The 19619-nt window shown below is 68.7% G+C and carries 14 protein-coding genes; 6 read left to right on the top strand and 8 right to left on the bottom strand.

The window, feature by feature from the left end; translation table 11 throughout:
* Nucleotides 1-17: 17 nt before the first annotated feature.
* Nucleotides 18-1358 (bottom strand): phosphoglucosamine mutase, encoded by a 1341-nt coding sequence (gene glmM, locus ACOHWE_RS17060; RefSeq protein ID WP_420667932.1) that lies wholly within the window; start codon nucleotides 1356-1358, stop codon nucleotides 18-20.
* Between the two features lie 215 nt (nucleotides 1359-1573).
* On the opposite strand from glmM, the gene wecB reads away from it, so the two are divergent.
* The 3 genes from wecB (at nucleotide 1574) to ACOHWE_RS17045 (ending at nucleotide 5527) form a co-directional block, all read left to right on the top strand.
* Nucleotides 1574-2677 carry a non-hydrolyzing UDP-N-acetylglucosamine 2-epimerase gene (gene wecB, locus ACOHWE_RS17055; protein WP_420667931.1) on the top strand — a complete coding sequence of 368 codons (1104 nt, stop codon included), beginning with the start codon at nucleotides 1574-1576 and terminating at the stop codon, nucleotides 2675-2677.
* A gap of 34 nt (nucleotides 2678-2711) precedes the next feature.
* Nucleotides 2712-3971 carry a UDP-N-acetyl-D-mannosamine dehydrogenase gene (gene wecC / locus ACOHWE_RS17050; RefSeq protein ID WP_420667929.1) on the top strand — a complete coding sequence of 420 codons (1260 nt, stop codon included), beginning with the start codon at nucleotides 2712-2714 and terminating at the stop codon, nucleotides 3969-3971.
* A 119-nt stretch (nucleotides 3972-4090) separates the two neighbouring features.
* Complete coding sequence (locus ACOHWE_RS17045) at nucleotides 4091-5527, top strand: mannose-1-phosphate guanylyltransferase/mannose-6-phosphate isomerase (RefSeq protein WP_420667928.1); 1437 nt, start codon at nucleotides 4091-4093, stop codon at nucleotides 5525-5527.
* Nucleotides 5528-5560: 33 nt separating this feature from the next.
* Here the strand turns inward: ACOHWE_RS17045 and ACOHWE_RS17040 are convergent, their stop codons facing one another.
* The gene (locus ACOHWE_RS17040) at nucleotides 5561-6745 is read right to left on the bottom strand and encodes a DUF2793 domain-containing protein (protein ID WP_420667927.1); all 1185 of its coding nucleotides are present in this window, start codon (nucleotides 6743-6745) and stop codon (nucleotides 5561-5563) included.
* A gap of 276 nt (nucleotides 6746-7021) precedes the next feature.
* Between ACOHWE_RS17040 and ACOHWE_RS17035 the strand changes: the two genes are divergently transcribed.
* Entirely contained in the window at nucleotides 7022-9304 is a 2283-nt protein-coding gene (locus ACOHWE_RS17035; protein ID WP_420667926.1) for a hypothetical protein, read from the top strand.
* Nucleotides 9305-9494: 190 nt separating this feature from the next.
* Here the strand turns inward: ACOHWE_RS17035 and ACOHWE_RS17030 are convergent, their stop codons facing one another.
* Nucleotides 9495-10022 (bottom strand): hypothetical protein, encoded by a 528-nt coding sequence (locus ACOHWE_RS17030; RefSeq protein ID WP_420667925.1) that lies wholly within the window; start codon nucleotides 10020-10022, stop codon nucleotides 9495-9497.
* A 732-nt stretch (nucleotides 10023-10754) separates the two neighbouring features.
* Between ACOHWE_RS17030 and ACOHWE_RS17025 the strand changes: the two genes are divergently transcribed.
* Nucleotides 10755-12359, top strand: coding sequence for a plasmid recombination protein (locus ACOHWE_RS17025; RefSeq protein ID WP_420667924.1), 1605 nt, complete (start codon nucleotides 10755-10757; stop codon nucleotides 12357-12359).
* A 606-nt stretch (nucleotides 12360-12965) separates the two neighbouring features.
* Nucleotides 12966-13640 (top strand): LuxR C-terminal-related transcriptional regulator, encoded by a 675-nt coding sequence (locus tag ACOHWE_RS17020; RefSeq protein ID WP_420667923.1) that lies wholly within the window; start codon nucleotides 12966-12968, stop codon nucleotides 13638-13640.
* 393 nt (nucleotides 13641-14033) lie between these two features.
* On the opposite strand, the gene ACOHWE_RS17015 is transcribed toward ACOHWE_RS17020, so the two are convergent.
* The 5 genes from ACOHWE_RS17015 to ACOHWE_RS16995 form a co-directional block, all read right to left on the bottom strand.
* On the bottom strand, nucleotides 14034-14885 hold the full coding sequence (locus ACOHWE_RS17015) for a glycosyltransferase (protein WP_420667922.1): 852 nt from the start codon (nucleotides 14883-14885) through the stop codon (nucleotides 14034-14036).
* A complete protein-coding gene (locus ACOHWE_RS17010) occupies nucleotides 14882-16198 on the bottom strand; it encodes a lipopolysaccharide biosynthesis protein (protein ID WP_420667921.1) in 1317 nt (438 codons plus the stop codon). Before ACOHWE_RS17010 ends, ACOHWE_RS17015 begins: the two co-directional genes overlap by 4 nt.
* Nucleotides 16195-16401, bottom strand: coding sequence for a hypothetical protein (locus ACOHWE_RS17005; protein WP_420667920.1), 207 nt, complete (start codon nucleotides 16399-16401; stop codon nucleotides 16195-16197). The genes ACOHWE_RS17010 and ACOHWE_RS17005 overlap by 4 nt, the downstream gene beginning before the upstream one ends.
* A 141-nt stretch (nucleotides 16402-16542) precedes the next feature.
* Complete coding sequence (locus ACOHWE_RS17000) at nucleotides 16543-17991, bottom strand: DegT/DnrJ/EryC1/StrS family aminotransferase (protein ID WP_420667919.1); 1449 nt, start codon at nucleotides 17989-17991, stop codon at nucleotides 16543-16545.
* A 415-nt stretch (nucleotides 17992-18406) separates the two neighbouring features.
* Nucleotides 18407-19619: M10 family metallopeptidase C-terminal domain-containing protein (locus ACOHWE_RS16995; protein WP_420667918.1), on the bottom strand; the 1213-nt coding region annotated here is incomplete at its 5' end.

The following is a 19619-nucleotide window of genomic DNA, read 5'->3' as shown; positions in this document are numbered from 1 at the left end:
ATCTTCCGGGCTGCGGCTCACCCGGCCTCGGCTACTGTCTGTGCCACATTGGCGACGACTTGCTGCAGCAGCGCCTCGTCCGGGCTTTCGCCCATCACCCGGATCAGCGGCTCGGTGCCGGACTTGCGGATCAGCAGGCGGCCGCTGCCGTTCAGTTCGGCCTCGCCGCGGCGGATTGCGTCCTGCACCGCGGCCTGGTCCAGCGGGTTCTGCCCCGGCGCGTAGCGGACGTTCTGCAGCAGCTGCGGCACCGGGGTGAACTGGCTGGCGAGGCGGCTGGCCGGCTCGCCGGTTTCCTTCAGCAGCGCCAGCACTTGCAGGCCGGCCAGCAGCCCGTCTCCGGTGGTGGTGTTGTCGGTGATCACGATGTGGCCGGATTGCTCGCCGCCCATGTTGAAGCCGCCCTGGCGCATTTCCTCGACCACGTAGCGGTCGCCCACTGCGGTGCGGCGCAGGGTGATGCCCTGGTCCGCCAGATAGTTCTCCAGGCCGAGGTTCGACATCACCGTGGCCACGAGCGTGTTGTGGTTGAGCTGCCCCCTGCGGGCCCAGCTGGAGGCCAGAAGCGCCATGATCTGGTCGCCGTCCACCACCGTGCCGGTTTCATCCAGCATGATGATGCGGTCCGCGTCGCCGTCCAGGCAGATGGCCAGGTCGGCTCCGGTCTCCAGCACCGTCCTGGCCGCGAGCCCGGGGCTGGTGGAGCCGCAGCCGTCGTTGATGTTGTAGCCGTTCGGGGTGACCCCGACCGGGATCACTTCGGCGCCCAATTCCCAGAGCACTTCCGGCGCGGCCTTGTAGGCGGCGCCGTTGGCGCAATCGATCACGATCTTCAGCCCGTCCAGCCGGGTGCCGCCGGAGAGGGTGGTCTTGGCATATTCCACGTAACGCGCAGCGGAATCGTTCAGCCGGGTGACCTGGCCGAGATGGTCCGTGTCCGTGGAGCCGGCTCCGGCTTTCAGAATGGCCTCGATCTCCTGCTCGGCGGCATCCGACAGTTTGAAGCCGTCGGGGCCAAAGAACTTAATGCCGTTATCGTGGTGCGGGTTGTGGCTGGCGGAAATCATCACGCCGAGGTCCGCACGCATCGAGCGGGTCAGCAGGCCCACGGCCGGGGTCGGCAGCGGGCCGAGCGCGAAGACGTCCATGCCGGCCGCAGTGAAGCCCGCGGTGAGGGCGTTCTCCAGCATGTAGCAGGAGCGCCGGGTGTCCTTGCCGATCACCACCCGCCGGGTCTGAGAGGTGGCGTTGAAATACTGGCCGACGGCGGCAGCGAGCTGAACCATGAAGGGCGCGGTCATCGGACCTGTGTTGGCCCGGCCACGGATGCCGTCGGTGCCGAAATACTGCCTTGTCATAGCTGCCGATCCTTTGTACCTGCTCTCCTGCAGCCCGGTGCCGGGCCGGTTATTCCGGCCTTCTACTAGCGGCAGGCTGGCCGCTTCGCAATCCGCCTGGCCTGTTTTTGCGCAAGGTAATTGCGGAAATATGCTAGCTTGCAATTCAATCTAGGGTTGATAATAGACGCACGATTCGAACGTGTTTCAGTGAGGGGCAGAAGTTGAAAATACTCATGGTGTTTGGCACCCGCCCGGAGGCCATCAAGATGGCACCCGTCGTGAAAAAATTGCAAGCGACGGAAGGGCTTCAGGTCGACGTGTGCGTGACTGCACAGCACCGCGAGATGTTGGACCAGGTGTTGCAGCTGTTCGGAATCACCCCGCGGTTCGACCTGAACGTGATGAAGCCGGGCCAGGACCTGACCGACATCACCTCCCGAATCATCCTCGCGTTGCGGGACGTTCTAAAGGAAAATCATTACGACCGGCTGCTCGTGCATGGCGATACCACGACCACGATGGCGGCAGCCATGGCGGCATTTTACGCCCAGGTGAGCGTCGGCCATGTCGAAGCCGGGCTGCGCACCGGGAATATCTACGCGCCCTGGCCGGAAGAGATGAACCGCATGCTGGTGGGACGGATGGCCGACCTGCATTTCGCCCCCACCGAAACCGCTCGCCAGAGCCTGCTGGCCGAGAATGTGGCGGACAAGAATATCGTGGTCACCGGCAATACGGTGATCGATGCGCTGCAGCAGGTTGTAGCCCAGTTCGACAATGATGCGGCGCTGGACGAAGCGGTGCAGGCCCGTTTCCCCTTCCTGGAGGAGGGCAAGCGGATGATCCTGGTGACCGGCCACCGGCGGGAAAACTTCGGCCAGGGGTTCGAGAATATCTGCCAGGCACTGCGCGGGATCAGCGAAGAGAGCGATGTGCAGATCGTTTACCCGGTGCATTTGAACCCCAATGTGCAGGAGCCGGTGAAGCGGATCCTGGGAGATGCCACGGCGGTGCATCTGATCGAGCCGCAGGATTACCTGCCCTTTGTCTGGCTGATGCGGCGGTCGCATTTCCTGATCACCGATTCCGGCGGTGTGCAGGAAGAGGCGCCGAGCCTCGGCAAACCGGTTCTGGTCATGCGCGACACCACCGAGCGCCCGGAAGCGGTCGATGCAGGCACCGTGCGCCTGGTCGGAACCGACCCGGAGAAGATCCGCAGCGAGGCGCTGCGGCTGCTGACCGATCCGCAGGCCTATGACGAGATGGCCCGCGCGCTGAATCCCTATGGCGACGGCAAGGCCTCCGAACGGATTGCCGCTGCGCTGACCCGCGACTGAGCAGACTACAAAAAAACCGGAGAGCGAGGGCAAGATGTTTGACCGTATTTCCATGATTGGCCTGGGCTATATTGGCCTGCCGACCGCCGCCCTGTTTGCCGCCAGGGGCATTGAAGTCATCGGAGTGGATGTCTCCCCCAAGGTGGTGGAAACGATCAATGCGGGCAAGATCCACATCGTCGAGCCGGAGCTGGACGGGATCGTGCATAAGGCGGTCACCGACGGCAAACTTCGCGCCACCCTCGAGGCTGAGCCGGCCGAGGCCTTTGTCATTGCGGTGCCGACTCCCTTCAAGGAAGGCTACGAGCCTGATCTGAGCTATATCCAGTCGGCGGCCAACATGATTGCCCCGGTGCTGAAGGCGGGCGACCTGGTGGTGCTGGAAAGCACCTCGCCAATTGGCGCCACCGAGCAGATGGCGGCCTGGCTGGCGGAAGCGCGCCGGGATCTGAGCTTCCCGCAGGACGCCGGCAATGCCGCCGACGTGCAGGTGGCCCATTGCCCCGAGCGGGTGCTGCCCGGCCATGTGGTGCGCGAGCTGGTGGAAAATGACCGCATTATCGGCGGCATGACCGAACGCGCCAGCGAGATGGCGATTGCCATGTACAAGAAGGTGGTGCAGGGCGATTGCATCGTCACGGACGCGAAGACCGCCGAGATGTGCAAGCTTACCGAGAACAGCTCGCGCGATGCACAGATTGCTTTTGCCAACGAGCTGTCGGTGATCTGCGACAAGTTCGGCATCGACGTCTGGGAGCTGATTTCGCTGGCCAACCGACACCCCCGCGTCAATATCCTGCAGCCGGGCGCCGGTGTCGGCGGCCACTGCATCGCTGTGGATCCCTGGTTCATTGTGGCCTCGGCGCCTGATGAGGCCAAGTTGATCCGCGCCGCCCGCGACGGTAATGACGGCAAGCCCAAATGGGTGCTTCAGAAGGTGCGCGAGGCGGTCCTGGACGTGCTGGCGGCGGACCCGTCCCGGTCCATGGAAGACATCAAGGTGGCCTGCCTGGGCCTGGCGTTCAAACCGGATATCGACGATCTGCGGGAAAGCCCTGCCCTGGGGATCACCTCGGAGCTCAGCAAGCTGGGCTGCCAAGTGCTCGCGGTGGAGCCGCATATCGATGCGCTGCCGGGCAATTTGGGCGAAGGCGGCATCGTGCTTTCGGATCTGGAAGCGGCGCTGACGGCTGCGGATGTAGCCTGCGTGCTGGTCAAGCACTCAGCATTTGCAGGTCTGAAGGGAAAATTGCCGGAGGGGCTGAAGTTGATCGACGTGGTGGGGTTGGCGTAAGCGGCACCGCACTGGGGAGACCGGCTGAGCCGCTGCAGCCCACGTAGTGATTGCGCGGCTGCCCTGGACCTGCGAACCTGAGCCCAAATACAGGCTCAAAGAAAACGTCGGGGCAGCTCATGATCACCCCCATTCTTCTCTGCGGCGGCTCCGGCACCCGGCTGTGGCCGCTGTCGCGGCAAAGTTATCCCAAGCAGTTCGTGCCGCTGACCCGGGACAGCACGCTGTTTCAGGCCTCGGCCCGGCGGCTGTCGGGGGAGGGGTTTGCCGCGCCTATGGTGCTGACCCATTCGGACTTCCGCTTCATCGTCACGGAGCAGCTGGCGGGCGCAGGCATCGATCCCGGCGCGGTGCTGATCGAGCCGGAGGGGCGCAACACCGCGCCCGCGGTGCTGGCGGCGGCGCTGCAGCTGGAGCAGAGCGACCCCGAAGGCCTGATGCTGGTGGCGCCTTCGGACCATGTGGTGCCCGACGCGGCCGCCTTCCGTGCCGCGGTCGAGGCCGGCGCGGCGGCGGCGCGCGAAGGCCGCCTGGTCACCTTCGGCATCGCCCCGGACCGGCCCGAGACCGGCTATGGCTATCTGGAGCTGGCCGGGGATCCCGGCGGCTTTGCGCCCCGTCCTCTGGCGCTGAAGCGCTTTGTCGAAAAGCCGGACCGGGCCAGTGCCGAAGCGATGCTGGCCTCGGGCCAGTACCTGTGGAACGCGGGCATCTTCCTGTTCTCTGTGCAGGCCATCCTCGCCGCCTTCCGGCAGCACGCGCCGGAACTGATGGCGCCGGTGGAGGCGGCGGTGGAACAGGCCCGCCCCGATCTCGGCTTCCTGCGGCTCGACCCGGAGGCCTGGGCCGGGGCGCCGGATATTTCCATCGATTATGCGGTGATGGAGAAGGCGGAGAACCTCGCGGTGGTGCCCTTTGCCGGCGGCTGGTCGGATCTGGGCGGCTGGGACGCGGTCTGGCGCGAAGCGCAGCCCGATGCGCGCGGGGTGGTGGCGCATGGCAATGCCACCGCGATCGACTGCGCGGACAGCCTGCTGCGCTCGGAGGACGCCGGGCTGGAGCTGGTCGGCATCGGGCTGGAGAATATCATCGCGGTGGCGATGCCGGATGCGGTGCTGGTGGCCGATGCCTCCCGCGCCCAGGATGTCAAGCAGGCGGTGGCGGCGCTGAAGGCCACGGGCGCCCCCCAGGCCACCCGCTTTCCCAAGGACCACCGGCCCTGGGGCTGGTTCGAGAGCCTGGCCGTGGGGGACCGCTTCCAGGTCAAGCGCATCCACGTGCACCCGGGCGCGGCGCTGTCCCTGCAGAGCCACCATCACCGGGCCGAGCATTGGGTGGTAGTCGAGGGCACCGCCAGGGTGACTGTGGAGGGCGAGGCGGTGCTGGTAAGCGAGAACCAGTCGGTCTATGTGCCGCTGGGCGCCAAACACCGGCTGGAGAACCCCGGCAAGGTGCCGGTGGTGCTGATCGAGGTACAGACCGGCGCCTATCTGGGCGAGGACGACATCATCCGCTACGAGGATGTCTATGCCCGCGGGCAGGGCGCCAAAGGGTAGCACGCCAGGGGGGGAAGGCTCCCGGCCGGGGGTTCAGCGCACCAGCCATTCCTCCACCTCCGGGGTGATCTCCCGCATCCGGATCCAGCCCGGGGCGGCGGGCTGGCCCCGGCGCAGGCGCAGCTTGCCGAGAAGCCCCGCCAGTGCCCATCCGGGGCGCGCCGCGCGCGGCTGATAGGGCTGTGACGGATCATAGGCGGGGTTTTCCAGCGGCTTTCCTTCCGGATCGCGCAGCAGGCTGCCGTAGGCGTCGCGCAGCCAGCGGTGCTTCCAGCCGCCCAGATCGCCGTCGCCGATCACCGCCGGGTTGCTGCTGATCACGCCGATGGGCGTTTCGCCGGGCTGCGCCGGGCGGATCTTGGCGCCCTCGAGCACCACCGGCAGCCCGCGGCGGTCTTCGGCGCCCGGGTTGCCGTCGGCCCATTCGAACCATTCCGCATAATCGGCGCCGCCGCCGGTCCAGGCGCCCGCGCAGGCGCCGTTGCCATCGGCGCCGAGCCGGAAGGCGGGGGTGCCGCCGCCGGCCAGCAGGTAGTCGCCGCTGCCGCCCGCGATCTCCAGATGCGCGCCGGGGCTGGCGGTGCCGAGGCCCACATGGCCGCTGGCGGCGGCCACCGTCAGCGCCTCGCTCCAGGCGCTGCCGTCGGCGGAGACCTTGATCGAGAAATCGTCATTGCCCGCCAGCCCCATCTCGGCCCGGCCGCTCCAGTTCGACTGGAACAGCAGCGCGGCGGTCTCGGCGGGGGCGGCTTTGTTCACCTTGAGCTGATGGCCGCCGCCGCCATGGCTGAGCAGCGTTGCAGGCCCTGCCACCGACAGCGGGTTGCCGGCATCGGCGCTGGTGCCCACCCCGAGCCGGGCGAGGTTCTGGGTCTCCGCGGGCGGCAGGATCCAGGCGCTGCCGTCCCAGACCCTGAGCTCGCTCCCGGCCAGGCCCCAGGCGCGCCAGCCCGGGCGGGGGGCGAGGAACAGCCAGCCCTCGCCCTGCCAGACCGCGATTTCCGCCGCGTGGCCTGCCCAGGCGGCCTGCGGCGCGGCCCCCAGCGCATAGGCCGCGCCCGGGGCGGGGCTCGCCGGCGGCACCTCCGCGCCGAACTCCGCGACGGCGAGCTGCACCAGCGCGTCGAGCATCCGCAGGGCTTCGTTGTGGGTCACGTGTTTCTGCGCCTGGGAGGGCATCAGATAGGGCAGGGCGAGGATCGGCGAGGTCTGGCTCATCGGCGGGGCTCCTGTGGCGCGGCGGGCCAATTAGGCCCGGGCGGGGGCAAGGGGATGGGCGCCAGACTGGCGCAGCCTGCCTCAATTCCGCGCTAAGCCGCCGCCCGGCCGCGGCGCAACGGGGCGGGGGCAGGCGGAGAGCCCTGCCGCCGCGTCCCCTGCAATTGTCGTCAATCTGTAAACAATCGCCCCGGTTTTGCCTGCTTTGCTGCCCGCAAACCGGTCTGTTGCCCCCGCAGGTTGCGCTCCGAGGACGCATGCACGGGAGCGCGCGCAATGGCATTGGCATTCACCGGACGGCTGGCGGCAGGGGATCTGCTCTTTGGCACCGATCTGCGCGATCTGGAGATCGCGGTGCAGGACGGCGCCGCCACGCTTTATGCCATCACCGGCATCAACGGCGGCATCAGCCGCTGGCAGCTTCAGCCGGGCGGCGGGCTGGCCGCGGCGGCGGGGCAGAGCCTGCATGGGGATGCCGACCTGCAGACCGGTGCGTTCCAGCTCGCGGAGGCGGGCGGCGGGCTGCGGCTGATCCGGGAAATGACCGGTCAGGGCGAGCTCATCTTCCACCGGCTGCTGCCGGGCGGCGGCCTCGCGGATCAGGGCGGCCAGGCCCTGGCGGGGGCGGACGCGGCGGGCTTTGCCGCCCTCGCCGTGGCGCAGCTGGAGGGCGGCAGATGCGCCGTCTACGGCACCGGCGCGGGCAATGGCCGGCTGCAGGGCTGGCGGCTGGATGCGGCGGGCGGGGCCGGGGACCGCACCGGGGCGGCGGGGGGCGAGGCGCCCTACGCGCTGCCCGGCGCCGCCCGGCTGGCGGTGGCAGAGACCGCGGACGGACCGGTGCTCCTGGCCGCGGACAGCGCAAGCGGCGGGCTGGTGAGCTTTTGCATCGATCCCCGCACCGGCGCGCTCAGCCCGGGCAGCCAGCTGGGCGCGGCGGAGGGGCTGGCGGCAGCGGGCCTCACCGCGCTGGAGGTGTTCGAGGCGGAGGGCCAGGCCTGGGCGCTGCTGGGCGCGGCGGGCAACGGCAGCCTCACCCTGGTGCGGGTGGGCGGCGATGGCGCGCTCAGCTTTGCCGATCAGATCAGCGACACGCTGGCCACCCGCTTTGGCGGTGTGCAGGCGCTGGAGGTGGTGGTGGTGCAGGGCGAGGTTCTGGTGCTGGCGGCGGGCGCCGACGACGGGCTCAGCCTGCTCAGGATGCTGCCCGGCGGGCGGCTGGTGCATGTGGAGAGCCTGGCCAATGCCGCCGGGCTGGGGCTCAGCAATGTCACGTCGCTGGAGGCCGCGGTGCTGGACGGCGCCCTGCAGGTCTTTGCGGCCTCGGGCCAGGGCGGCATCAGCCAGTTCAGCCTGGATCCCGGGACGCTGGGCGAAACCCGCACCGGCGGCGCCGGGCGCGAGGCGCTGCGCGGCACGGATGGCGATGACGTGCTCGCCGCGGGCGCGGGCGGCGGCTGGCTGACCGGCGGCGCGGGCGAGGATGTCTTCGTCATCGGTCCCGCCGCGGCGCCGGTCACGGTCCGCGATTTCACCCCGGGCGAGGACCGCCTTGATCTGTCGCTGTTTGAGGGGCTCTACAGCCCGGCGCAGCTTGGCGTGCGCGAGAGCGGGGACCGCCTTGTGCTGCAGGTGCAGGACACCCGGATCGAGCTCCTGCACGCCGATGGCCAGCCGCTCACGCTTGCCGGCGTCTTTGGCCCGGCGCTGCAGTTCGCGGCCCCGCACCGGATGGGCCTGGCGCCGCCGGTCGGCCAGGAGGGCGGGCTGCGCTATGGCACCGGCAGCGATGACCGGCTGGCGGGCGGCGCAGGCGGCGACCGGCTGGACGGGCTGGGCGGCGATGATGTGCTCACGGGCCACGGCGGCACCGACCGCCTCTGGGGCGGCGAGGGGGCGGACCGCCTCTGGGGCGGCAGCGGCGCGGACCAGCTCTGGGGCGGGGCGGAGGACGACCGCCTCTGGGGCCAGGGCGGCACCGACTTGCTCTCGGGCGGCGCGGGGGCGGACCGCCTGCGGGGCGGCGGCGGCGGGGACCGGCTCAAAGGCGGCGAAGACGGCGATTTTCTCTGGGGCAATGGCGGCGGCGACCGCCTCTGGGGCGGCACGGGTGCGGACCATCTGCGCGGCGGCGCGGCGGCGGACCGCCTCTGGGGCGGTGCGGCGGAGGACCGGCTCGAGGGGCAGGCGGGCGGCGACCGGCTGAAAGGCGGGGCGGGCGGCGACTGGCTGGCGGGCGGCGGCGGCCAGGACCGGCTCTGGGGCAATGGCGGCCGCGACCGGCTCGAGGGCGGGGCCGGTGCCGACTGGCTGGCGGGCGGTGCGGGCGCGGATGTGTTTGTCTTCACCCGCGGCCACGGCACCGACCGGATTGCGGATTTCACCCCCGGCGCGGACCGGATCAGCCTTTCCGGCCTCGGCCGCAGCGCGGCGCAGCGGTTTGCGGACCTGGAGATCAGCCGCCAGGACGGCGGCACGCTGATTGGTACCGGCGCGGGAGAGATCCTGCTGGAGGACCTGCGCCCCGGCCGGCTCGATGCGGATGATTTTCTGTTCTGACCCGGCGCGCCTGCGCGGCGGCGGCCGGGCGGGCAAGCCGGTCACCCATTGAGCGGAGCCTCCGCGGGCCAAAGGAAAGGCAGGGGCTGTGTCCTCCCGCGGGCCAAGGGGGCAGGGGAAACTAGGCTGCCCCATCCATCTCATCCGTCGAGCCTCCATTTCTTTCTCCCCGCTCTCCCGGTCCACTGGGTTAGTGAACCGGGACTGCCTCCGGGCCATGGCTGGGCACTAAGGCCATTTCGATATCGCAATATGCGCTCATCCTCTGAGCGGCTTGCAACAGCATGGGCCTGCGCGCGCACTTGACGATCGCGAGCGCCTCATCCCGGTACGCTCCCGGCGCATTGCCGGCAATCATCTTCTCCGTGATCACCTCCCAGCCGTGGAGCTCATCCAGAATCGAGTCCAGCTCGTGAGGGCACAGACCGGTTACCCGCTGGATTTCCTCGAGAATTTCGATCTCGTCTGCGGAGAGCGTGCGGGGGCTGGCCAAGCCATGCTTCAGGCTTTCAATGCCGCAGTCATCGGGCTGGATCTTCTCCTCTTCGGCTTCCTTCAGCCAGGTCATGATGGTCCAGCGGGGCTGCCAGGCGGCGGACCAGCTGGCTTCGTCCGGGTTCCATGCGACCGTCTTGAAGACCGATTTGTCACTCTCGCTGAAATGCACGGAGATTGCGATACCGCTGCCTTTTGCATCGCTGATTTCGAATTTCGCCATATCAATTGTTCTCCTGCTTTTTTTCGTTTGCCTCACGATTCTGGCGGGACCGGTCGAAAAAAGTAAGTAGGGCGGAACTCTGCGGAGCGGGGTTTGGGGGGTGTTTTCGGCAGTTATCCACATTTCCGGAGCCCTGAGGGCAGCGGAAGAGGTGCGGCTGAGTCCAGCCCGGCGCGAATTCCAGGAGGTGCGCGGAAAATCCGGATTTTCCGGCTGTCGTACGGGGCCGCCCGGTCAATCTGCCCTATGCCATGGCACGTCGGGCCAAGCGAAGCCGGAGGGGCGAAAGAAACGGCTTGTTCTTACGTATCGAGGGCGCTTTCGCGCGTGTTTCACGTAAGTGCTTGAAATACATGAATAAAATTTAAATGTAACGGTGTAGCGGCCGTAACGCTGGAGAAATGTGTTTGTAGAGATGACTCTATATGCATGAGAGTCTCTCTCTCTATATATATATTTATCTGTTACATAGATACATACATACATTAAAATAAAAGAAATCAATGGCTTGCGGGTGTATCGCGGCGTGTTGCACTTGCGTTACGCGGTTACCTCATTGGAACTCGATTTTCATGAGACTTCATCGCTGGCACGCCCCTTGGCGGGCATCCTGTGCCAGATAGGCTTGCAACTTGCCTAATGAGTACAAGACTTTCAAAATCAAAAAAGGCTGTCGGGATTTTCGCCGTCTTCGCGGAGACTTGGATCAGAGAAGCAGATCCGTGATGCAAGATGACCCTACAGCCCAAATTCACCCAAGCCCCGCCCGTAAAGCTTGACCAAGCACCTGTCGTTCTGCGGTTCCAAGGGCTGTTCCCACGGGAATTGGGCAAGTTCTCGATGCATGACAAGCGCCGCGGCGGAGATCTGGACCACGTCGCTCGGGGGCTGTCCGGATTGAATCAGGTCCTCTCCGGGGAACCGGGGTGGCAACAGCGGATCCACGAAGAAGTTGCCGGGATGCGGGAGCATAATTTTGAAGAGCAGCTACGCGCTTTGAGGGCCAGGTCGCGTATCAGGGACGCCGTGAAAGTGGAGGCGCTGGGGCCGGTGGACCCGTGGCGGACCTGCCGTGCGGGACCTCTGCGCGAAGGGCTGCTGTCGGTCAACAAGGCCTGGTGTGGTGGGGCTGGGGTGTTGGAATGGGATCCGGAACGTGCCGCTCTCTTCCGGGACACGGCCATAGAGTTCCTGACCCGGCATTTCCCTGGCGGCCAGCTGCGCTATGCCGTGTCTCACGCCGATGAGGAGGCCTGTCATATCCACTTCATCGTGGCGGTCTGGGCAGAAAAGCGATCCGCGAACCGGGGCCGCCAGATCCTCCTGCAGCCCTCAATGAATCCGCTTCTGAAGAACTATGAGCATGCTCAGGATTTGGCTGGGCAAGCCTTTGGGAAAATCGGGATCATCAGGGGAGAGCGCCGGGCCGCGGCCCGGCGCGGGGCGCGCGCAGAAGGCAGGCCGCTGCCCGAAAAAAGGCGCCATGTACCGCCATCGCAATGGCGCGTGGAAGAGTGCCGCAGGGCGCGGGCGGAAGCGGAACAAACCGCCGCGGACGGACGGGCTCTGGCCCAGGCCGCGATCAAGAAGGCGCGCGAGCGCGCAAACAGGGAGACGCGGGCCCGTATGAGGCAGGCCGCGCTGGAAACGGAGCAAGCCAACCGCCGCCGGGATGCAGCGGAGGCTGAGGCGCGGAGGTATGAAGCGAGGGTGGAGGAGGCAGCGGAAAACCACCGGTTTAAAGTGGCTGCGAGGAAGGCGGAGGAAGAGAAGTTAGAACGGATGTCCGGTGAGCGGAACCGCCTGGAGCAGGCCCTGGCCGCGAAGAAGGAAGAAATCGCAAGTCTGGCCGGGAAGCAGCGGCAGCTGATCCAGCGCTGCCGTGCAGAACAACTTTCGGTTTCTGAGGCAAGGGCTGCCCGGCTTGCCGGGGAAAAGCGGCTGAAAGAGGCTGAAGAAAAGGTCCGGCTGGCGGCGGCTGAAGCGGAAGTCATCACCGCCGCCATCGGGTGCGGACTGGACCTGGTCGCCGATGGCGCCCTGTTCTGGCGGGAGGCGGCTCCCGGTCAGCAGCCGTATCTGGCCTGGGGGGCATCGGCACCCAGGACCAAGGGCGGGCGGAACGAAACGCTGAAAACGATCAGGCCCTCCCTGCCGATGGTAAAACGCCTCGCCCAACTGGTGAGGCGAACTGTCAGGCGCATCCTGGTAAAGGAACGGGTGCGGCTGCGGGCGGATGCGGAATATGTCCGCGGCCTGCGCGCGCAATGGGAGCCGGAGGCAAGCACGCGCCTGGAGAGGATCATCCTGGACGAGCCAGGGAATGGGCCAGGGTGAGAAGGCGTTTCCAGCTGACCGCCGCGGGAACCGCCCGGCAGGCCTTTCTTTGCAATGTCCGCCTGTGACGGGCATCTGAACCGTTGATCCTATTGCCTGCAGGGGCGCCCGGGGACTTCCGTATCGCCTTTTTCCGGATCGCCCCGGCCGGCTCGATGCGGATGATTTTCTGTTCTGACCCGGCGCGCCTGCGCGGCGCCGGAGGATGGGGTGCGGCCGTTTTGAGAGGCCGCATCCCTTTTTCTTTTCTTCCGGCAGGATAGGGGAAATGCCGCGGGCCGCTTCGGGCCCTGCGCCCGGGAGCGGATTGGCGCCCTGTAATCCGCGTTATGTTGATAAAGCGCCCGTCCGGCACCGGGAGCGCCCGGCGCCCGGGATGGCGCCGGGTTTGTTTTACGGCCATTTCGGGTTATCATGTAAAATTGTCTGTACCGGAATTCACCGGTGAGGGTTCCACGGCGGCCAGCAGAGCCGAAGTGTTTGTGTAAATAGTGTGGGGGCGGAAAGTTGAGGGGGAAGGTTATTGACTCCCGCAGTGGGGAGCCTGTTTTGGCGTCCGCTGCGCGGAAGGTTCTGAACGATGGGGATAGTGTTCCAAAGACAGCGGTGCCCGGGAAGGGGCCGCGGCGCGCGCATTTCGTCATCGTCGAGAAGCAGCGGCTCTGGCAGGAATGCCTGTCGCACAGTATCGGGCTGCTGCATCCGGGCGTGAGCCTGGCCTGCTGCGATTCCATTGACGGCTACCTTGCGGCGAGCCCGCCCGGCCGCACGCCGGATGCGGTCATCCTCTGCCTCACCCAGGCCGAGATGCGCGAGGGCGATAGCCTGGCCGCCGCCCGGCGGCTGGTGAAGGCTGCGGCGCCGGTTCCGGTGGTGGTGCTGTCGGACTGCGAGGAGATCGGCCGGATGGCGGCGGTGCTGGAATGCGGCGTGAACGGCTACATTCCGGCCAGCATCGGGCTGAAGGGCGTGGTGGATGCGATCCGCACCGCCGCCTCGGGCGGCTTCCTGCTGACCGGGCCCGCGCTGGAGGATCTGCGCCAGGCGATCCTGAAGGAGAAACCGGCGGCGCCGCCGCCCTGCACCGACCGGCTGACCTCGCGCCAGTCCGCGGTGGCCGAGGCGCTGCGCCAGGGCAAGCCGAACAAGACCATCGCCTTCGAACTGGGCATGTGCGAGAACACCGTGAAGGTGCATGTGCGCAACATCCTCAAGAAGCTGAATGTGGTGAACCGGACCGAAGCGGCGTTCAAGCTGAACCAGCTGCATACCCGGCATTAGCCGCCGCCGGGCTTCTGTGCCGGGTCTCTGTGACGGGCCCCTGTGACGGGCCCCTGTGACGCCCCCGGGGAGGATCCCCTGGGGCGCGCGCTCCCGTGACAGGTGCCGGTGACAGAGGCTGGTGACAGGGGCCTGGCCCCTGTGCCGATTCCTGTGCGGTTCCTGCGCCGGGCCCCGTCCGCAGGGGCCCCGGGCGGCCGCGCCGCGCGCAGACACCCCCTGACACCCCCTTGCCCCTCCTGCCACCCCCTGCCCCTCCTGCAGATACGGCATCACCCGGATCCCGGATGCGGGACGCGCGCGTCAGGGGTCTTTGGGGGCTGAACGCGCGCGCCCCTGCCCGTGCCTCCCTGCCCGGCTTGCGGAGCGGGAAGGCGCGGGCGGCGGGTGGCCTCAGACGCGCGGCTGCGGCCGGGCGAGCTCGTTCAGCCGCTTCAGCACCTGGAAGGCGCCCGGGGTCCAATGCGCGGCGCGCCGCTTCCACAAAAGCTGGCGGCGCAGCTGCTGCAGTTCGCGGCGCTTCTGCGGCAGGCAGGGCTGCAGTACGGCGATTGCCCTCAGCTTGTCCGAGAGCATCCGCACGGCGCCGTGGTTTGCCATCACGCTGGCGCCGTGCATGCGGTGCACCGCCATCACCTGATCGAGAAAGCCGATCTGCCCGTGGCGGCCGGCCAGCACGTTCAGCAGCCAGTCCGCCGAGGCGACCCTGGTGCTGCGGTACCAGCCGGGCAGGTCGGCGAGCGCGCTGCGGCGCACCATGGTGGAGATCTTCGGGGCGAAATTGCGCAGGATCAGGGCGCCGACATCATAGCTGCCGGTGCCCCGGGGCGCGTTGGGCGACAGGGCGCTGCGGCCGTTGTCGTGCAGATGCTCGACCCGGTGGGCGCAGACGGCGCAGTTGGGATGGGCATCGAGGAAGTCCACCTGCTTCTGCAGCTTGGCGGTATCGGTCCAGTAGTCGTCGCCGTCCAGGAAGGCGATATATTCGCCTTCCGCGGCGTCGATCGTCGCCAGCACATTGGTCAGCCCGGCATCGCCGGCATTCCCGCGCCGCAGCAGCGTCTTCACCGAGGCGGGGGCAAAGCGGTGGTAGCTCTCCAGGATCTCCCTTGTGCCGTCGGTGGAGGCATCGTCGCCGATCACCACCTCGAAATCGAAATCCGTTTCCTGCAGCAGCACGCTGTCGACCGCCTGCCGCGCGGTCTTGGCATGCTGATAGGTGACAACCGAGACTGAGACTTTCATGGCTGGGACTCCGTGTGCGGGGCAGGCTTCCGGGCCTGCGGTTTCAGGGCCTGGGCCAGGGCGGCAAGGACGATGGCGAGCTGCACCGCAAAGACCAGCACCATGGCGGCGCCGGCCCCGGGCAGGCCGTAGCGCGGGATCAGGATCAGGCAGGCCGCCACCGCCACCAGCGCCGCGGCGCCGTTCTGGGCGCCCAGCCACCAGAAGCGGCGCGCGGCCACCACCCCGTAGCGCAGGATGTTGGCGGCGCCGCGCAGGGTGGCCGCCACCATCAGCCAGACCAGCAGCGCGTGCTGCCCGGCATAGGCCTCGGTATAGACAAAGCGCAGGATCTCGGCGCCGAACAGGGCGCAGAGCAGCACCCCGGCGAGCCCGCCGGCGGTCACCCCCAGGGTGAGCGTGGCGAGCAGGCGCAGGAACTCGGGGCGCCGCCCGGCGGCGAAATGGCGGGCCAGCCGCACGCTGGCGGCAATGCCCATGGCGTTGATCAGCCGGTCGGGCGCCATCGCCAGCGCCAGGATCGCCGCAAACAGCCCGAGCTCGGCCAGCCCCAGCGCCCGCTCGACCACGAGCCGCGGGAAGTAAAGCGCAACGATGATCAGCAGGGTGGCAAAGGTCAGCGGCAGCGCCAGCCGGGCCAGCCGCGCCAGCTGGGCGGGCTGCCAGCGCGGCCGGAAATCGTCGCCCCGGATCCGCGCCCGCTGCCGCCCCCGCGGCAGGTCGTAGAAGCCCAGCACCGCCAGATGCGCCGCCAGCTGCCCCAGCACCGCAACCGTCAGCGAGCCGGTGAGCCAGTAGCCGCCCGCCAGCATCAGCAGCGACAGCGGCCCCAGGAGGCACAGCGAGCGGCCGATGTACTCCATCCGCTCATGCGCCTGGAACAGCCCGTAGATCATGTCCGAGACCAGCTCGGCGCAGCGCGCCAGCGCATAGAGCAGGATCAGCAGCATCACCGCGGTCCCGCCGGTCTGCACCAGCCCCGCCGCCAGCATCAGAAGCAGCGCCGCGGCAGCGGCGAGCAGCCGCAGGCCGAGGTAGTCGCCGAAGCCGAACTCCTGGGCGGTGTCGCTGGAGCGCACCTCGCGCAGGCTCATCTTGGCGGTTTCGGCGATCGGGATGCAGAGCGCCTGGGCCAGCGCGTAAAGGCCGACGGTGGCCGGATCCGACAGTTTGGCCAGCACCGCCAGCGCCATCCAGACCGACAGCGCCGAGACCAGCCGCCCGGCAAACACCGCGCGGAAGTTGCGCAGCCCGAGGCGCCGCGCCTCCGCCGCGGCCATTGGCCCGGCGCCGGGAGAGGCCGGGGCCGTCATGCGGTCTCCGGCCGCTGCCCGGCCGCGGCGCCGCAGCCGCCGCAGTTGCGGCAGGCGCCGCAGCGCGCCGCCCCGTCCGCGCCGGGCAGGCCCGGCGCATGCGCCAGCCGGCCGGCGGGCCCGTCCCCGGGCCGGTCAGCGGAGGCGCCGGCGGCCCTGGAGCCCTGGGCGCCCTCCGGTTCGGTGTGATCCGGTGCAGTCATCCTTCGTTCCCTCCCCATGTTCCGCGCATGCCCGTTCACGCATGCCCCGGCCGCACCTGCCCGTTCACGCAGGCCCGGCCGGACTGGTTCCGCCGCGCGGGCCAGGCCGCGCGGACGCCGCCGCAGGGGGGCAGCGGCGGTTCAGTGGTGCCCCGCCCGCAGCGGGGCAAAATGCGGCAGGCGCGGGTCCTCGCAGTGTTTCAGCGCGGCGCGCACCGCCGGTGCCTGGCGCAGCAGCGCCGCGATGCGGGCGCACATCCTGGCCACGTCCTGGCGGCTGATCTGGGTGCCGGTCGGCAGCACCATCACCCGCTCCGACACCGCCTCGGTGACCGGCAGGGTCTGGCCTGCCCGCGGCGACAGCCCGGCATAGGGCTGCATGCGGTGGCAGCCGGGATGGAAGTAGCGCCGCGCCACCACGTTTTCCAGCCGCAGCGCCGCCACCAGCTCGTCGCGGGTGAGCCCGGCCGCCTCCGGATCGATCTCGGTCACCACATACTGGTAGCTGTGGCGCCGCGCCGCCGCCCGCGGCATCAGGCTGAGCCCGGGCAGGCCGGCCAGGCCTTCGGCGAAGGCGGCGTAATTCTCCCGGTTGTGGCCGAAGAAGCGGTCCATCGCGTCGATCGAGGTGAGCCCCATCGCGGCGGAGGCCTCGTTCATCTTGCCGTTGGTGCCCAGATGCGCGACCAGGTCCTCGCCGGCAAAGCCGAAATTGACCATGTAGCGCAGCCGGGCCGCGACCTCGTCGTCATTGGTGACGATGGCGCCGCCCTCGAAGGCGTGGATGCATTTGGTGGCGTGGAAGCTGTAGACCTCGGCATCGCCCAGATAGCCGTCCTGCGGCCGGGCGGGCTGGCAGCCGAAGGCATGCGCCGCGTCGAACATCAGCTTCAGCCCGTGCTCGCGCGCCAGCTCCCGCAGCCGCTCGCTGGCGCAGGAGTTGCCCCACAGATGCACCCCGAGGATGCCGGTGGTGCGCGAGGTGATCGCGGCCTCGACGCAGTCGGGATCGAGGCAATGGGTGACCGGGTCGATGTCGCAGAACACCGGCCGCACGCCCTGGCGCCACAGCGCATGCACGGTGGCGATGAAGGTGAAGGAGGGCACGATCACATCCCCCGCCATGCCGAGCCCGCCGATTGCCAGCTCGAGCCCGGTGGTGGCGTTGCAGGTGGCGATGCAGTGGCGGGCGCCGGCGATCTCGGCGACGCGGGCCTCGAATTCCTGCACCATCGGCCCGCCATTGGTGAGCTGGCCGCTGCGGAGCACCTCCTGGATGCGGCCGAGGAAAACCTGCTGGTCGGGCATGTTCGGCCGCCCCACGTGCAGGGTGCGGCGGAAGGCGGGCGCGCCGCCCAGCACGGCGGCGCTGAGGCGCCGGGCGCGGGCCGGGGAAATGACCGGGGAAACCGCCGGCGCGGCCGGAATGGCCGGAATCTCCGCCCCCGCGGGCGGGGCTGCCACCCCTGCTGCCGCCCCGCGGGCAGCGGCTGGCGCTGCGGCCCCGCGGGCAGCGTCCGTGGCACTTGCCACCGGCCGGCTTGCGGCGGCGCGGCCTTTCTGCGGCTGGTTGTCCATCAATACCCCCATATGCTGAACTCCAGTGACCGGGCGGCTGCGCGGGCCGGGTTTCGGGGCTCTTGGAGGTCCGGGGGCGGGTGCTGTGCCGTGCCGCCCGTCTGAAATCCCTTGGAACAATTCCTTAAGAACCCGAATGCCGGGCCACGGAGTCCGTGGTCCTGTGCATTCAGTCTGCGGTCCGGGTCCGGTCTTTGAATAGTTATCCTTTTGACGTAGGTCCCTGCTCGTCCGGAGGCGGCGGCGGGCGCTGGCCGGCCGCAGGCGCCAGGAGGATGAGGGGAACACGCCTAAACGGATTAGGGCGCCGGAGGCCGGCGCCCAAGCCAGGGCTCTGCCCGCCCCGGGAGGGGCGGCGGTCCGGGCGGTGTGCCCCGCAGGCCCGGGCGCGGGGGGCGCGGGGCCTGCGGGGGGCGGAAGCCGCCGATCACATCAGCAGGAAGTCGTCGGCGCCGAGGTCCAGCCGGGTGTCGAGCTGGGCAAACTGCACCTGCGCGCCGCGCCCGGAGCCGTCGGCATCGTAGAACAGCTCGCCGGTCTTCCACTTGTAGATGATGTGGTCGTTGCCCGCTTCGGCGCTGGAGCCGGTCTCGAAGGACGCTGCGGCAAGCGTGTCCCCGCTGCCCCTGAGGCTGGTGAACACCGAGGTGTCGAGCACGATCTTGTCGGTGCCCGGCTTGAAGTCGGTGATGGTGTCCACATTGCTGCCATCGGGCGCGGTGCCGAAGATGAAGGCGTCCCTGCCGGCACCGCCGGTCAGCACGTCCTCGCCGGCCCCGCCCTGCAGCGCGTCGCTGCCTTTGCGGCCGTGCAGCGCGTCCTCGCCTGCGCCGCCCTGCAGCACGTCGCCGCCGGCGCCGCCGTAGATCGCGTCATCGCCGCCGCGGCCGTGCAGCTCGTCGCTGCCCTTGCGGCCGCGCAGCACCTCGCCGCCGGCGCCGCCGGCCAGGTCGTCGTCGCCCTTGGTGCCCTTCAGCGGCCGCGCCCCGCTGCCGTCCTTGCTGCCGTCCTTGCTGCCGCCGCTGTCCTTCGGCTGGTCCGTCCCCTGCTCTTCGGGCTGTTCCACCGGCTCCGGGGCCGGGCCGGCATCCCGCGGGTCCTCTTCGCCGCGGCTGGCGATCCAGTCGGCGCGGGCCGTCTCCCAGTAGTCGCGCGCCTCCTCGCCCTGCAGCACGGTCCAGCCGGACGGCGGCATCGGGTAATCGCCGGGCAGCGGCTTGTCGGAGAGGTTCAGGAACACGTTGTTGGAGGAATGGATGGTCTTGTCCCAGGCGGTCTGCAGCCGCGAGTCGCCGACGTGATCGACGTCGTCGATGGCAAAGACGCTGTTGGAGATGCTCAGCTGCGGGCTCTTGCCTTCCATCTTGAAGGGCGACTGGTGGGTCATGTCGCCCTTGAACAGGTAGGATTCCATCCGCATCAGCACGCCGTCGAGCTCGAGCACCTTGTGGGAGGCGTCGCTCATGTTCGGGTGGCCGAGGCTGATGCCGGAGAACACGCCGTCAAACAGGCTGTCGCGGATGCTGCCGTTGGAGGGGGTGTCGTTTTCAAACGCGTCGTCGCGCACGTCGCTGACCCAGACGTTGGAGATCTCGTAGCCGTCGGACGACCCGGCCACCCGCAGCGCGTCCCAGGCCTGG

It is taken from the genome of Cribrihabitans neustonicus (genome assembly GCF_048820895.1).
Classification (GTDB): domain Bacteria; phylum Pseudomonadota; class Alphaproteobacteria; order Rhodobacterales; family Rhodobacteraceae; genus Cribrihabitans_A; species Cribrihabitans_A neustonicus.
Note: the sequence above shows the minus strand (reverse complement) of the source record. Positions and strands in the feature narration are given on the sequence as shown.